Annotated in this window: 12 protein-coding genes; 9 read left to right on the top strand and 3 right to left on the bottom strand. The window is 41.2% G+C overall.

The genetic code is table 11. The features are described 5' to 3' along the window. The first annotated feature begins 29 nt into the window (after positions 1–29). The 7 genes from ABT310_RS05680 to ABT310_RS05710 all read left to right on the top strand — a co-directional run bounded on the left by ABT310_RS05680 (position 30) and on the right by ABT310_RS05710 (position 10,131). Positions 30–1,103 (top strand): efflux RND transporter periplasmic adaptor subunit, encoded by a 1,074-nt coding sequence (locus ABT310_RS05680; RefSeq protein WP_375325781.1) that lies wholly within the window; start codon positions 30–32, stop codon positions 1,101–1,103. A 34-nt stretch (positions 1,104–1,137) separates the two neighbouring features. Then, positions 1,138–4,284: an efflux RND transporter permease subunit gene (locus tag ABT310_RS05685; protein ID WP_375325782.1), complete on the top strand. Its 3,147-nt coding sequence runs from the start codon at positions 1,138–1,140 to the stop codon at positions 4,282–4,284. A gap of 14 nt (positions 4,285–4,298) precedes the next feature. Then, positions 4,299–5,699, top strand: a complete 1,401-nt coding sequence (locus ABT310_RS05690) for an efflux transporter outer membrane subunit (RefSeq protein ID WP_375325783.1) — start codon at positions 4,299–4,301, stop codon at positions 5,697–5,699. 3 nt (positions 5,700–5,702) lie between these two features. After that, positions 5,703–6,308: a TetR/AcrR family transcriptional regulator gene (locus ABT310_RS05695; protein ID WP_375325784.1), complete on the top strand. Its 606-nt coding sequence runs from the start codon at positions 5,703–5,705 to the stop codon at positions 6,306–6,308. 142 nt (positions 6,309–6,450) lie between these two features. Beyond that, positions 6,451–7,644 carry a pyridoxal phosphate-dependent aminotransferase gene (locus tag ABT310_RS05700; RefSeq protein ID WP_375325785.1) on the top strand — a complete coding sequence of 398 codons (1,194 nt, stop codon included), beginning with the start codon at positions 6,451–6,453 and terminating at the stop codon, positions 7,642–7,644. A gap of 56 nt (positions 7,645–7,700) precedes the next feature. Beyond that, positions 7,701–8,783, top strand: a complete 1,083-nt coding sequence (locus tag ABT310_RS05705) for a permease (RefSeq protein ID WP_375325786.1) — start codon at positions 7,701–7,703, stop codon at positions 8,781–8,783. Between the two features lie 52 nt (positions 8,784–8,835). After that, a complete protein-coding gene (locus tag ABT310_RS05710) occupies positions 8,836–10,131 on the top strand; it encodes a Zn-dependent hydrolase (RefSeq protein WP_375326151.1) in 1,296 nt (431 codons plus the stop codon). Here ABT310_RS05710 and ABT310_RS05715 read toward each other — a convergent pair. Then, entirely contained in the window at positions 10,128–10,796 is a 669-nt protein-coding gene (locus ABT310_RS05715; protein WP_375325787.1) for a lysoplasmalogenase, read from the bottom strand. The genes ABT310_RS05710 and ABT310_RS05715 overlap by 4 nt on opposite strands. Then, positions 10,790–11,263, bottom strand: coding sequence for a CYTH domain-containing protein (locus ABT310_RS05720; RefSeq protein ID WP_375325788.1), 474 nt, complete (start codon positions 11,261–11,263; stop codon positions 10,790–10,792). The genes ABT310_RS05715 and ABT310_RS05720 overlap by 7 nt, the downstream gene beginning before the upstream one ends. 27 nt (positions 11,264–11,290) lie before the next feature. On the opposite strand from ABT310_RS05720, the gene dinB reads away from it, so the two are divergent. Beyond that, positions 11,291–12,391, top strand: coding sequence for a DNA polymerase IV (gene dinB, locus ABT310_RS05725; RefSeq protein ID WP_375325789.1), 1,101 nt, complete (start codon positions 11,291–11,293; stop codon positions 12,389–12,391). Between the two features lie 33 nt (positions 12,392–12,424). On the opposite strand, the gene ABT310_RS05730 is transcribed toward dinB, so the two are convergent. Continuing rightward, positions 12,425–15,208 carry a M16 family metallopeptidase gene (locus tag ABT310_RS05730; RefSeq protein ID WP_375325790.1) on the bottom strand — a complete coding sequence of 928 codons (2,784 nt, stop codon included), beginning with the start codon at positions 15,206–15,208 and terminating at the stop codon, positions 12,425–12,427. Positions 15,209–15,449: 241 nt separating this feature from the next. Here ABT310_RS05730 and ABT310_RS05735 point away from each other — a divergent pair, with 241 nt between their 5' ends. Further along, entirely contained in the window at positions 15,450–16,028 is a 579-nt protein-coding gene (locus tag ABT310_RS05735) for a TetR/AcrR family transcriptional regulator (protein WP_375325791.1), read from the top strand. Positions 16,029–16,060: the final 32 nt, after the last annotated feature.

Genomic DNA, 16,060 nt, shown 5'->3' on the forward strand with positions numbered 1-16,060 from the left:
TCATTAACCCTAACCAAGTTAGTTTGTACATGAAAACCTTAAAATCAATCTCAATAGCAGCAGCTGTGCTTTTATTTATTTCCTGTGGAGGAAAAAACAAACAGCAAATAGGTGAGTCGCAAGCCCCATCTTTAAAAGTAAGTACCATTTCAAAACAAGATATCACCCTTTATAATTCCTATGCCACCACCATGGAAGGCGAGCAAAACATTGAGATATGGCCAAAGGTATCTGGTTTTGTTCAGCAAATCTATGTGGAAGAAGGGCAACAGGTAAAAAAAGGACAGCGCTTGTTTAAACTGGAAACCGAGACGCTTTCTCAAGATGCTGAGGCTGCCAAAGCTGCCGTAAATGTGGCACAGGTAGAGGTGGACAAACTTGTTCCCTTGGTGAAAAAAAACATTGTAAGTGAGGTACAACTTGAAACGGCCAAGGCCAATTTGGCCCAGGCAAAAAGCACCTATAACAGTATTAACGCCAATATTGGTTATTCCAATATTGTTAGTCCGGTAAATGGCTACATCGGTTCCATTCCTCACAAAGTAGGTGCTTTGGTAAGCAGCAATATGGGAGCTCCATTAACCGTGGTTTCTGATATTTCCAACATCAGGGCTTATTTTTCCATGAACGAAAAGGAGTTTCTTCAAATGAAAACTGAAATGGTCGAAACGGGGGCTTCGTTTACCAAGGGCGATACACCAGAAGTGGAATTGGTAATGATCAACGGGCAAACCTACCCCAAAAAAGGTAGAATTGCCATGGTCAACAATATCATCAACCCCAGCACAGGAAGTGTTACGCTTAGAGCGGATTTTGACAACCCAGATCTACTGTTAAGTTCTGGTAGCACGGGAACCATCAAGATTCCATCTGATTACCAAGATGTTTTTGTAATTCCACAATTTGTTACCGTCGACCTACAAGGCACAAAAATGGTATTTGTGGTGGGGGATGACAATATTGTGCATACCGTTCCTTTGACCATTATTGCCCAAACCGATTCCCAATTTATTGTAAAGGATGGGTTGTCTGAAGGGCAGACCATTGTAGCTGAAGGGGTATCCAAATTAAAAGATGGGCAGACCATCAGCCCCATTAAATAACTATTGACATCAACCTAAAAAGAACAACATTTATATGTTCCAAAAGTTTATAGATCGTCCAGTACTGTCTACTGTAATATCCGTAATCATTGTGATTTTGGGTGTTTTAGGGCTTACCACCCTACCCGTAGAGCAGTATCCAGAAATTGCTCCGCCCACGGTTCAAGTTAGTGCCAATTATACCGGGGCCAATGCCGAAACTGTTTTAAAAAGTGTGGTAATTCCCCTTGAAGAACAAATCAACGGTGTTGAGGGAATGACGTATATGACCTCTTCTGCCAGTAATGATGGTGCCGCCAGTATCAGCGTTTATTTTGAACTGGGTGTTGACCCAGATATTGCTGCGGTGAACGTACAGAATAGGGTGGCCAGAGCCAACAGTCTTTTACCTCAAGAGGTAATCAATACGGGGGTAACCACACAAAAGGCTCAAAATAGTGCCCTACTTTTCTTTTCAATTTTCTCAAAAAACGAAAACTACGATGCCACCTTTGTGGAGAACTATGCCAAAATCAATTTGGTGCCAAAGCTTCAAAGGATCAAAGGGGTTGGTAACGTAAATGTTTTTGGTGCCAAAGATTATTCCATGCGAATCTGGATTTCCCCAGATAAAATGGCTGCTTATAATTTAGTTCCATCAGATATACAGGCGGCATTGCAAGAGCAAAACCGTGAAGTGGCCACCGGAAAGATTGGTGAAAATGCCGAAGGTATTTTTGAATACGTAATGAAATACAAGGGTAGGCTATCCGAGGTTGAGGAATACGAGAACATTATTCTTAAAACTACTGAGGATGGTGGCTTTTTGCGCCTAAAAGATGTTGCGGAAATTGAACTTGGCGCCTATAGTTATGTGCGAAAAAATTCGGGGATGGGGCATCCTGGTGTTGCCGTTGGGGTATACCAAACCTCAGGTTCCAATGCCAAAGACATTATTGATGAAATCGAAACCATATTGACCGAAAGCAAAGCTGATTTCCCTAAAGGCTTTGACTACGTTATTCCATTTAACACCAAGGATTTCCTTAATGCTTCCATAGATCATGTGGTAAAAACCTTGATTGAAGCCTTTATTTTAGTATTTATTGTGGTGTTCCTGTTCCTGCAGGATTTTAGGTCCACCCTTATCCCTGCTATTGCTGTCCCTGTAGCCATTGTGGGAACCTTTTTCTTTTTGGAGGTGTTCGGGTACTCTATCAACTTGCTTACCCTATTTGCCATGATCTTGGCCATTGGAATTGTGGTGGATGATGCCATTGTGGTTGTGGAAGCGGTTCATGCCAAGCTGGAAGAAGGAGCGGATTCGGCAAAAACAGCAACCAAAAATGCCATGAGTGAAATTTCTGGCGCCATAATCTCCATTACTCTGGTAATGTCTGCCGTATTTATTCCTGTTTCCTTTATTCAGGGTTCATCGGGAGTGTTTTACCAGCAATTCGGAATTACCTTGGCGGTGGCCATTTTAATTTCAGCGATTAACGCCCTGACCTTGAGTCCCGCTTTGGCGGCCCTTTTCTTAAAACCACATCATCACGTGGAAGGCAAGAAACCCAACCTAAAAACGCGATTCTTTAACGCTTTCAATGCAGGGTTTACAGCAATGACCAATAAATACACCAATACGGTGGGTAGAATGATCAAGAAAAAATGGACCACTGTCTTTTTGTTGCTCGCCTTTACCGGATTGGCCATTTATTTGTTTCAAACCACGCCTTCCGGATTTGTACCCGATGAAGATCGGGGAATTGTTTTCGCCAATGTGAGCATGCCCCCCGGAACAACCATAGAAAAAACAGAGGAAACCATCATGAAATTGGATTCTATCTATGAATCCATGGATATAATCGATGCTCGTATGAGCGTGGCAGGATTCAGTTTGTTGAGTAGGGTAAGTGCTGGGTCCTATGCGTTCTCTATCATGAAATTGAAAGATTGGAGTGAGCGCGATGCCGATTCCCTGTCTCTTTCTGCAACCATGCAAAAATTGAACGGGCTCTCAGCAGGATTCAAAGATGCACAAATCATCTATTTTACCCCTCCAAGTATACAAGGTTTTGGTACCAACTCAGGGTTTGAGGTTCAATTGCAAAGCAAAACGGGAGAAGATTGGTCGGAAATCAACGATGTAAAGAACCAGTTTTTGGGTGCATTGAATGCCCGACCCGAAATACAATATGCCATTTCCCAATTTGATCCTGGATTCCCTCAATACGATTTGGATGTGGATATGGAAAAGCTAAAAATGGCCGGCTTTTCAGGAACGGACATCTTTAATGCACTTCAAGGGTATTATGGTGGAATCTACGCTACGGACTTTAACCGGTTTGGTAAGCAATACCGTGTTATGATTCAGGCCAAACCCGAAGATAGGGCCAATGAAAAATCATTGAACAACATTTTTGTTCGGAATTCCGATGGAGAGTCCGTTGCTGTAAGTCAATTTGTTACCCTTAATAAAATTTATGGGCCAGAAGTGGTGGAGCGATTCAACCTATTGAGCTCTGTAAAAGTAACAGGCGTTCCAAATCCTGGATACAGTACCGGGGATGCCATCAATGCTATCGAAGAGGTCGCCGCACAAGTTTTGCCCAATTCGTACACCTATGAATACTCTGGGTTAACGCGTGAAGAAAGTAATGCGAGCTCACAGACCATTATCATATTTATATTGAGTTTGGTATTTGTCTATTTCTTGTTAAGTGCACAATATGAAAGTTATATAGTCCCCTTCGCTATTCTTCTTTCTCTTCCAGCTGGTATTGCGGGAGCTATTCTCTTTGTCAACCTCGGTGGTTTGGAAAACAACATCTATTTCCAGATTGCCCTCATCATGTTGATAGGTCTTCTTGCTAAAAATGCCATTTTGATCGTGGAGTTTGCACTTCAGCGAAGAAGAACTGGACTATCATTGATTGATGCCGCAGTTGATGGTGCAAGAGCTAGATTAAGGCCCATTTTGATGACCTCCTTCGCCTTTATTTTTGGTTTGATGCCCTTGGCGCTTTCCTCAGGTATTGGCGCCATTGGTAACCAATCCATCGGACTGAGTGCCGTTGGGGGCATGCTAATTGGAACCATCATAGGGGTATTTGTTGTACCCGTACTTTTTATCGTATTCCAAGGTATGCAAGAGCGTATTTCTGGAAAACCGGAACTTGTTGAAACAAACAACGCACATTAACAATGCCAGCAAAAATGAAAATAAAACCTATTTATAAATACCTTCTCTTGCTTTCTGCCCCATTGCTGCTTCAATCTTGCTTTGTGGCCAAAAATTACTCAAGACCAGAATTAGAGACAGAAAATCTCTACCGAACCGATAATTTGCCCAAGGACAGTGTTTCAATGGCTGATGTTTCTTGGAGAAATCTTTTTAACGACGATCGGTTGAAGCAATATATCGACACCGCATTGGTGAACAATCTAGATATCCGAATTGCGCTTCAAAATGTTTTGGCTGCCGAAGCGTATGTAAAACAAGGAAAGGCCGGTTATTACCCTACACTGTCGGGAACAGCTAGCATTACAAGGACTAAAAACTCTGAAAACAGCCAGTTTGGTAGTTTTTTCAGCAGTGCATTGGAACAATACGAACTATCGGGAGCCCTTTCATGGGAAGCCGATGTTTGGGGCAAGATTAGAAGCAACAAACGTGCATTTGGAGCTTCTTATTTGCAAAGTGTTTCAGCTCACCAAGCTGTAAAAACCAATTTGATTGCCGGTATGGCAAGTACATATTATCAATTGTTGGCTCTGGACAAGCAGCTGAAAGTGTCCAAAAAAACCTTGGAATCCAGAAAACACAGTTTAGAGACCATTATTGCTTTAAAAGAGGCAGGTCAAGTTACCGAAGTTGCTGTAAAAGGAGCCGAAGCGCAGGTGCATACCACCGAGATTATAGTAATCGACCTTGAAAATAACATTAAGTTATTAGAAAACACATTTAGTATACTTTTAGGTGAAGCGCCTCGTAATATTGAACGTGGCAACTTGGACGAGCAATCCATCGAAACCGAACTAAATACAGGTGTTCCTTATTTATTATTGGCAAATCGCCCAGATGTAATGCAAGCTGAGTATGGACTCATCAATGCTTTCGAATTGACCAATGTGGCCAGAAGCAGTATGTATCCGTCTTTCATTTTATCTGCGAACGGAGGTTTTCAAAGTTTGGAACTCGAAAATTGGTTGGATGCAAGTTCACTATTCTCCACTTTAGTGGGAGGACTAACCCAACCTATTTTTAACGGTAGACGATTGCGCACGCAAATGGAGGTGGCCAAAGCTCAGCAAGAGCAAGCTTTGCTTAGCTACAGACAAGCACTGCTCACCGCCGGAAGGGAAGTAAGCGACGCCTTGTACACTTATGATGCAGAAACCCAAAAATTGGAGGCCCGCTCCAAAGAACTTGAGGCATACACCAAAGCTGAGGATTATTCCGAAGAGTTATTGAACAACGGTTTGGCCAATTACTTGGAAGTATTGACCGCCAGGCAAAATGCATTGAGCTCCGAGCTCAATTATGTTGATACACAATACAATCAATTAAATGCCATCGTGGAGCTATATAGAGCACTTGGTGGTGGCTGGAAATAAAAAATGATTGAGGGGAAAAACGAAATACTAGCCTACGCCATAGAGAACTTTACCAAATTCGGCAGTAAAAGCTTCTCTATGGACGATTTGGCTAGGCATCTGGGAATTTCCAAAAAAACCCTCTATACATATTTTAATAGTAAAGAGGTATTGGTTCAGGAAAGTTTGACCTACTATTTTGGGAAGATTCTTTCCAATATAGATCAATATATGCTCGACAACCCCAATAAAGAGCAACCCCTCACAACCGTTGTTTACATTTATAAACAAGGGTTGATGACCTTTCAGGAACTCAACCCCTCCTTTCTTTATGGGCTCCGTAAATACTACCCCAACGCCTATGAATTTTATTCGAAATTAAAGTCTGATATTGTCTGGGACATCGTTTGTCCATTATTAAAAAAAGCTCAGGAATTGGGTCAGGTTCGAAAGAATGTCAAGGTTGAATTGGTCTGTTCGCTTTTTTTGGCCCGAATGGAAGAAATCGTCTACTCTAAAGATAATTTATTTCAAGAATACAGCATCCGCGAATTGCTAGATCATATCATAATCAACAACCTACGTGGAATTCTAACCATTGAATATCTTAAAACAAATTCGTTCGAATAAACAGTATTGCTATTAAATTTTCAAAAAAACTACTTATAAATTAACAATTTCCCTTACAAAGCATTGATTTTTATGTTTTTAGCATTGTATTTAGTTAAATGATCGACTAATTTTAAATTCTTGCTAAAAACTAAATACTCAAATGGGAACTACAAACATCAACAGAAGAGATTGGATTAGAAAAAGTGTGCTCACCGCAGGTGGTGCAATGGCCTTACCATATATTGGTTTAGCTGAAACTCCGAGGGCTCCCCTACAATTGGATGCTCAAGGAAATGCAGTGTACAGTCCATTTTTTAAAGAATATTTACCTAAAGATTTTGAGGCCCTTCCAGAATTGGCCGCAAAATTGAATGCCAACGAAAACCCTTACGGACCTTCCCCAATGGCTGTGGAAGCTTTCAAAAACACAGCAGCGGGTGGTAACCGCTACGCTTGGAAGGAATTGTTCCAGTTGGTGGGTAAAATTGCCGATTTTGAAGGAGTTGAGAGCAAAAACATTATGATGGGCCCTGGTTCTTCCGACCTGTTGGAAAAAACAGCCATGGTTTTCTTTATGAACGGAGGTAATGTTGTTTCTGCAGACCCAGCTTATATGTCTTTGATCAGAGTGGCCGAATCTGTTGGAGCCACATGGAAGCCTGTTCCTTTAAAAGACGATTGGTCGCACGACTTAAAAGCAATGGAAGAAGCCATTGATGACGATACAAAATTGGTGTACATCTGTAACCCAAACAACCCAACCGGAACCATGACCGACCACGAAGAACTTTTGGATTTCTGTTCAAGAGTTTCGGAAAAAGTACCTGTATTTGTGGACGAAGCTTACTTATGGTTCTTGGATGAAGGAGCCAAAAAGAGTATGGTTTCCTTGGTAAACGAAGGTAAAGATGTCATCATTGCCCGTACTTTCTCCAAAATTCACGGTATGGCCGGTCTACGTGTAGGTTATGTAGTGGCATTGGAAGAGACATTGGCTCGAATTCAAAAAATTACAAGAGGAGGAATGGGAATTACCCTACCTTCTGTGCATGCTGGTATGGCCGCTATGGACGATGCTGAGTTCATAGAAAAATCCAGAACCCTAAATGCTGAATGCAGAGAGTACGTATACAAGAGCCTTGATAAAATGGGCATCGAATATGTACCCTCCTACACTAGTTTCCTGATTTTCCCCATTGAAATGCAAGGAAACGAGTTTTTGGATAAAATGACAGAATTGAAAGTAGGCGTTAGAGCATTCCAGTTTATGGGTAAAAACTGGTGTCGTGTTAGTATGGGCACCATGGAAGAAATGAAAATGTTCACTGCCGCACTTAACAAAGTACTGGTATAGTGGATATTGGATTTCAAAAAACTATTGTATTTCTCTTTTTCATCTTCATTGGCATCTTGCTTAAAGTAAAATTTAAGTCCAAGGAAGAAATTACAGGAATCAAAAAAATAATACTCAACCTTGCCCTTCCTGCAACTATATTTATCGCGTTGCTGGGGGTCAAGGTAGAGTTGCATTTATTAATATTGCCCCTTTTAGCCCTCGGGCTTAACCTATTGTTGTTTTTATTGATGCCGTTGGTAATGCCCCTAATGGGAGTTGCAAAAGGCACATCGGAATATCGTACTGCTCGACTGTTGATCCCCTCTTTGGCACCGGGTTTATCCTCATTTCCATTTATTCTTGAATTTTTGGGTGATGACTATTTGGCCATGGCTGCCATGTCCGATTTGGGAAACAAGGTGTTTGTCTTGTTCTTCTTGTATCTAGTGGCTATGAACTGGCATTACAGTTTACAAGCTGCACGGGAAAAAAAGAATGGGGCCCAGTTAAAACCTTTGATCAAAGCAATGGTATCCGAACCCGTAAATGTATTTATCGGGGTCGCGCTGTTACTATTGGCATTCGGTTTTCATATGGACTCCCTTCCCTTCTTTTTAAGTGAAACTTTGGAAAAATTAAGCTTGATCATGACCCCTTTGGTCCTTTTGTTTATTGGATTAGCGGTAAAAATCAAAAAGAAGCAGTTTTTCCAAATTTTTGCATTGTTGTGTACCAGAGCAGGATTGGTAATGATTATCTCTGGGATATTTGTGGTAGCAGCAGGCATTGAGGCTAAAAACGATATTTTGTTGACCATTGCCTTTGGATTGAGTGCCTGTAGCTTCTGGCCTTATGCCCATATTGCAACCGTAGACAGCATGGAAATGGACAAAAAGTTCAAAAAGAAAACCTTTAGCAGTGACTTTGGTGTTGCCATTTTGGCCTTATCCTTCCCATTGTCAACAATGCTTATTTTGGCCACATTGAACAGTGGTTCCTTTTTTGTGCAATCCTACAACATTTTTTTGGTAGCCATTGTCTTATTGGCGGTCGGATTTGCCATTCCTTTGGTGAGCGGTATCAAGAAAAAAAAATGGTCAGAGCAAAGGGTCATTGATCACGAGTCAAAATCCATAGCTGCAGAAAACGCTGCATAGGCATTCCTGAGGTAAATTCTAATTTCCTACCTTTCTAAAAAACTAGGTGATGATGAAACGGCTACTGGTCTTTGTTTTAATCCCATGTTGCTTTTGTACCCTAAACGCACAAAGCAAACACGTTTCAGTCAATCAAAACCGATTGGAAAATCGTGTTTTCGATTTGGCCAAGTTTGGGCTGCAATCCAATGGAGAAACTGAACGTGTCGCTTTTAGTGATGCTGATATTGAGGCGCGAAATTGGGTGGTGCAAACCCTAAAGGGTTTTGGTATGGAAGTGGAAATTGATCCTGCCGGAAACATTATTGGTACCCGAGCAGGAAACGATGCCAACAAAAAACACATTGCTTTTGGCTCCCATATAGATCGTGTGCCCCATGGTGGTAATTACGATGGTTGTGTAGGTTCCATGGCCGCTCTTGAGGTTATCCAAACCTTGAATGAAAATAATATCACCACTGATCATCCCCTACAAGTTATGATTTTTCCGAATGAGGAAGGTGGGGTTATGGGCAGTAGGGCCATGGCTGGAAATTTGACTTATGCAGCCCTTTCAGTAGTGAATTCTACCGGGTATTCTATGGGAGAAGGCATCATGCGCATTGGAGGAGACACCACGAAACTAGACCAAGCCAAAAAAGAAAAAGGGAGCTTGGCCGCCTTTTTGGAACTTCATATTGAACAAGGAGGAACTTTAGAAAAGGAAAACTTGGACATTGGTGTTGTAGAAGGTATTGTAGGCTTAAAATGGTGGGATGTTGAGTTTACGGGCTTTGCCAACCATGCCGGGACAACCCTCATGAATGCAAGACAAGACGCCTTATTGGCCGCTGCCAAATTTATAGTTGCGGTTAACGAAATCACCAATAGTTTTGAAGGCAGCCAAGTGGGTACGGTTGGTCGCATAAAAGCAGAGCCGGGTGCTCCAAATGTAATTCCAGGTAAGGTAACAGCGAGTTTAGAGATTCGCGATTTATCCTCTGAGGTAATTGCAAAGGTCTACAATGCAATAAAAGCCAAAACCGAAGAAATTGCAAAGGCATCCAACGTGTCAGTCGAATTTAAGCCATTGGACACGACTTCCGACCCTGCGTTGACCACTCCAATGATTCAGGATGAGATAGCGGCTTCTGCAAAAGATTTAGGGCTTTCTTTTAAAAAAATGCCTAGTGGGGCGGGACACGATTCCCAAGATATTTCACGATTTGCTCCCGTCGGGATGATTTTTGTTCCAAGTAAAGATGGTATCAGTCATTCCCCCAAAGAATTTACCTCAGCGGAGAATATGGCCAATGGTGCCAATGTGCTTTTAAAAACGATTTTGGCTTTGGATAAGAAGTTGGATTAAGCCAACCCTTTATTCTCGTATATCAGTTTATACCCAGCATTCGCCAATAGACCGATACTCAACCAATAGGTTGATAAAATCAAGGCGCTGGCATAGGCAAATGGCATTTTAAACTTAGAAACAGCAATCATACTGTCCGAAAACATGAAAAGCAATACCGCAATGGCAATCCACAAAAAAGGTTTGCTTTTATCCCTTGTATATAAACCGATGCCCTGCCAAGCCATTACACAGATCACAACAATATAACAAGATACAGGAACCAACAAGTTCCCTAAATCGGGTTTTAACCATAAAAAGAGGCCACCCCCAATGGCCATCAAAAAGAAAAACGAAATCCAGTGAGCATAGAATCCTTTTAATTGGATAAACGCCGCAATAAATAGGAGATGGCCCAATAAAAATGAGGCCAGTCCAAAAACAAAATAAGATTCAAACAACAATAAAGTGTCCCCGACCAAACATAAAACCAAGGCAGCTATCATCAAGCTTTTAAATTTGGGAACAGAAGTTCCCCCTGCAGAAAACAGCAATACAATCGCTAAAACTGTGGTAAAAGGTTTGAAAAAAACATACCCTTGCCTAATTCCCAAATATTCCAATACTATACTGGATAGTGCAGAAACAACAAAAAGTACATTAATGACCAACCTGCTGTTTACCATTTTGAATACGGAAGTTTACTTAATTGGGAATTGTAGTATTTGGTCTGCCCCGTGACCTCTTCGCCCAACCAACTGGGCTTTTCAAAACGCTCGTCCTCATGTTTGAGTTCCACCTCGGCGATCACTAAGCCCTTGTTGTCCCCCATAAATTCATCTACCTCAAACACATGATTTCCCAATTTGATTTCAAATCGGTTTTTCTCTAAAATCCCGTCCTCACATAAATCGATAAGGTTAGTGGCTTCGGACGCGGTAATCTCGGTTTCCCACTCAAAACGAGTGGTTCCCGACTCGTTACTGGGGCCTTTTACGGTTAAAAAACCTTTTTCACCCATGATCCTGACCCTTACGGTTCGTTCGGGGTCGGTGTTTAAAAAACCTTGTGCAATACGGATTCGGGAAGTGGCTTCTTCCTTATACGCATCGCTATTGACCAAGAATTTTCGTTCTATTTCCAAATGTTCCATCAAACTAAATATACCCTAAATTTGAAAATGGACTTTGATTTTCCCTTAAGAAAAATCATTCATGTGGATATGGATGCCTTTTATGCCTCGGTGGAGCAACACGATAATCCGGAGTTAAAAGGCAAACCCGTTGCCGTTGGCGGGGGCTCCAAACGAGGTGTGGTTTCAGCCGCCAGCTACGAAGCCCGTAAGTTTGGTGTTCGCAGTGCCATGTCCGGGCTTATGGCCCAACGTAATTGTCCAGATCTCATTTTTGTAAAACCACGTTTTGATAGGTATAAAGAGGTTTCACTACAAATTCGGGAAATTTTTTATGAGTATACCGATTTGGTAGAACCGCTTTCGTTAGATGAAGCCTATCTGGATGTGACAGAAAACAAAAAAGGGAATCCATCCGCTACGCTCATCGCCAAAGACATCCGAAAAAAGATATTCGAAAAAACAGGGCTTACGGCATCCGCTGGCATTTCGATAAATAAATTTATTGCCAAAGTAGCGAGTGATTACAACAAACCCAATGGGCAAAAAACAGTAAATCCTGAAGAGGTAATCCAGTTTCTGGAAGATTTGGATATTCGAAAGTTTTATGGCGTTGGAAAGGTTACGGCGGAAAAAATGTACTCCCTCGGTATTTTCACAGGAAAAGACCTAAAAGAAAAATCTTTAGAGTTTCTGAACCAGCATTTCGGAAAAAATGGCCAACATTATTTTAATGTAGTTCGCGGTGTTCATTTAAGTTCGGTAAAGCCACATCGCATTCCAAAATCGGTGGGAGCAGAACGTACCTTCTTTGAAAATCTGAGCAGCGAGATTTTTATGTTGGAAAAATTGGAGAACATAGCTGCTGAACTGGAAAGAAGGCTTCAAAAATCAAAAATAGCAGGCAAGACCATCACGTTAAAAATCAAATACAGCGATTTTACCTTGCAAACGCGAAGCAAAACCCTTCCTTATTTTATCGCCAGCAAAGATCTTATTTTGGAAACAGCCAAGGAACTTTTATATCAGTCTACCTTAGAAAATTCTGTCCGCCTCTTGGGCATCTCTTTGGCCAACCTCAACACCGATAAAGAAAAAGAGAAGGAAAAAAAAGAAGCCTTACTTGTGCAACTTAAGTTTGATCTTTAAAAAGAAAGCCTCCCTAAAGGGAGGCCTCATTTTTTAATTTTTGATGTCTGTTTCTACTTTTTCGGCCACAACTGGCTTTTTGGGATTTCCATCCGCATCAATTTCGATGATGTTGTCGAACCCAAGTTCATCCAATTTGGTAATGATCTTTGCTCTATCTCCAACCATAAACCAGTTTACTTTGTCGGGCTGTACCACCTCATTGCTTACTTTTCGAATGTCATCCACGGATAGGTTTCTTACATTCTGATCGTAATTTTGATAATAATCGTCAGGTAAATTATATCGTATCAAGCTGCGCACCGAACTATTCACCGAACTATTGGTTTCCCATTGCCCGGGCAATTTTAATACTTGGTTCGTCTTCACCTTATCCAACTCTTCCTTGGTTGCTGGACGGGTAGAGGTAAATTCCGAAATTTCCTTTCTTATTTCGGTCACAGATTCTGCGGTTTTATCGGTTTGAACAGGAGCATATACGATAAAAGGACGAACCTCTTTGGATCCCATTACAAAGCCACCGGCACCATAGGACCAGTGTTTGTCTTCCCTTAAATTCATGTTGATTCTTGAAGTAAAGTCCCCTCCAAGAATATTTACCATTTGTTCCAAGGCTATCTCCGAAACATCCCCATATTTTTCAGTCAAATGACCGGCCAAAATCACCGATTGCTGCGATTCGGGTCTGTTCATCAAATACAAGGTGTTCTTGGAATTGGTCTTTGGCGCATTAAAGGTGATGGTAGGAACATCTCCTTTTTTCCATTTACCCAAGGTTTTTTCCAATTTGGATTTTAAATCCTTCATTTCAATATCACCGGTAACAATCAATGTGGCATTGTTGGGTTTAAACCAGGTATCATAAAATGCCACTACATCATCACGTGTCAATTTAGAAACAGAATCCTCATATCCTGTTCCCGTATAGGGAGTGCTGTACGGATGGTCGTCCCCGTAAAGGTATTTATTCATCACCCGAAGCGCCATGGTGATTGGTTGTGATTTTTCCTGTTTAATATTATTGATCTGTTCTTTCTGTAGCCGTTCGAATTCTTTTTCAGGAAATACAGGGTTGAGCAAAACATCCATGAACAAATCCAAACTAGCATCAAAACTTGGTTTTAAGGTGCTCATATACACATTGGACTCATCTTGACTTGAAAACGTGCTCAACGAAGCGCCCAATAGCTGTAACTGTTCGTTAATTTCCAATGAGGTTTTGTCTTTGGTTCCTTCATCCATTAAGTTCATGGCCAAATTCGCGGTTCCTGGACTGGATAAATAATCGGTTTTGTACCCAGCATCGGCTACTAAATTGATGATAACGGTGGGCACCCCTTCTCGTTGGGCCAGCACCACATTAAGTCCATTGGAAAGTTGGGTGCGCTGCAATTCTGGAAATTTGGAACTTTTTTGTTCTGCCAAGGCTGGCAATTGAGATCTATCTACGGAAGATTCCACAATTTCGTATTCAGGGAAAGGATTGCATATTAAAATATGCTTGCCTTTGGTAAGCCATTTTGCTGCTGTTTTTTGAAGGTCTTCAATAGTCGCATCCTCTACGAACTTCAATTGGGTTTTGTAGTAGGAAGCATCGCCATGATAGGTTTGATTGGAAGCCAAAATATCAGAAACTCCTCCAAAACCACCGATACGTTCGAGTCCTTTGATGAAGTTGGCAAAATAGTTTGCTTTTACCCTTTTGAGTTCTTGTTCCGTTGGGCCTTCCTTAATAAATCTTTCTATTTCTGCCTCAAGTTCTTTTTCTAGTTTTGCTGGGTCTTCCCCCGCTTTTACATTTAAATAGGTGATAAAGCGACTTGCAATTTCACTGGATGCTTGAAAAGAAACCGCAGCACTGGCCGATTGGTCTTGATAAATGAATTTCTGGTATAATCTAGAGTTTTTACCACTGCTCAAAATGGCAGATATCAAATCAAAATGAAGGTCTTCCTTTGCCCCAAACTGAGGGGTGTTCCATGCAAAAAGCACCCTGGTTTCGGGTACACGGTCTTGGTACACCTGACGGGAATCGGTCACTTTATTAGGAATATTCACCTCCTGTCTTTCCACGGTAGGTCCGGAAGGGATATCCCCGAAATATTGAACCACTTTATCATAAATCTCATCAGCATTTACGTCTCCAGCTACGGCAACCACCGCATTTGCGGTCCCGTAATAGGATTTAAACCATTCCTGCACATCTTCCAAAGAAGCAGCATTTAGATCTTCCATTTCACCAATTACGGTCCAAGAGTACGGATGCCCTTTTGGGTACATGGCTTTGGTTAGGTAATCCCACTGCTTTCCGTAGGGATTGTTTTCCCCCTGTCTTTTTTCATTTTGAACCACACCGCGTTGCTCATCAAGTTTTGCTTGATCAATGGCGCCCAACAGATGCCCCATTCGGTCAGATTCCAAAAACAACACCTGATCTAAAGCAGATACCGGTACATTTTGAAAATAATTGGTTCGGTCGTTGTTGGTGGTTCCATTTAAATCGGTTCCCCCTATACTTTCCAAAGCTTGGAAGTAATCTGTGTTGTAGTTTTCACTACCGTTGAACATAAGGTGTTCAAACAAATGGGCAAATCCACTTTTCCCTGGCTTTTCGTTTTTGGAACCCACATGGTACCAAACATTAACGGCGGCAATGGGTGCTTTATGATCTTCATAAACCAATAAGGTAAGCCCATTTTTTAGGGTATAGGTTTTGTAATCGATGTTAATATCATCGGCTTTAAACTCGAATTCTTGCCCATAACTCATGGGAAGACACAACAACCCTATAAGAAGGGTCAGCATTAACTTTTTCATTTGGAAAGTGTTTAAATTATTTTTGATTGAATAATGAATAACCGAATATAAAGAATAGTTTCCAATCATCGGGTTTTTAGTGAGTTATGATTTTGAAAGAATTTGATCGTAGGATTATACCTGTATGCCTTGAACGAATCTATTCAACATTTGATTTTTGATTCATATTAGGCATTGCCAAAACATAATTTCTTGTTTAATTTGTAGAGCAGCCCCCCGCTAATTTTATCATATTTATTTTATGCAACGACCCGAATTGCACCAACTCATTATTACAACGGCGGGACATCTTTTTTACACCCAAGGTTACAATTCTACAGGAATCAACGAGATTATCGACAAATCAGGCATTGCCAAAGCAACGCTGTACAATCATTTTAAATCTAAGGAGGATATTTGCATTGCTTACTTAGAACAACGCCATACAGCGTTTATGGAGCTGTTTAAAAGTTATGTAAAGGAGAGGACCGCAGGAAAAAACCAACTTTTGGCCATTTTCGATTTGCTACGTGACCTTTATCTGGAAGAAAACTTTTTTGGATGTTGGGGTCTAAAAACCTTAGGGGAACTTTCCGCAGAACACCAGAAGATTTTTGAAGTGATACAAAAGCAAAAAAAAGAACTGCTTTTATTTATTGGTGAAGTGGTGGGCGATAACATTTCAAATCTTTCCAAAGCAGAAACAGAAAGAATTTCCGGAGGCATCTACCTGTTGTATGAAAGTGCCATTACCGAAAGTTACCTGTTCAAAAATGACTGGCCCATATTTATGGCCAAAAGCATCGCTCCCAATTTCTTCGCCGAAATGGTGGAAGATTAAAATATGTCAGTTCGAGTGCAGACGAGAACTTT

Origin of the sequence: Flagellimonas cixiensis, from assembly GCF_042134615.1 — a bacterium.
Lineage (GTDB): Bacteria > Bacteroidota > Bacteroidia > Flavobacteriales > Flavobacteriaceae > Flagellimonas > Flagellimonas cixiensis.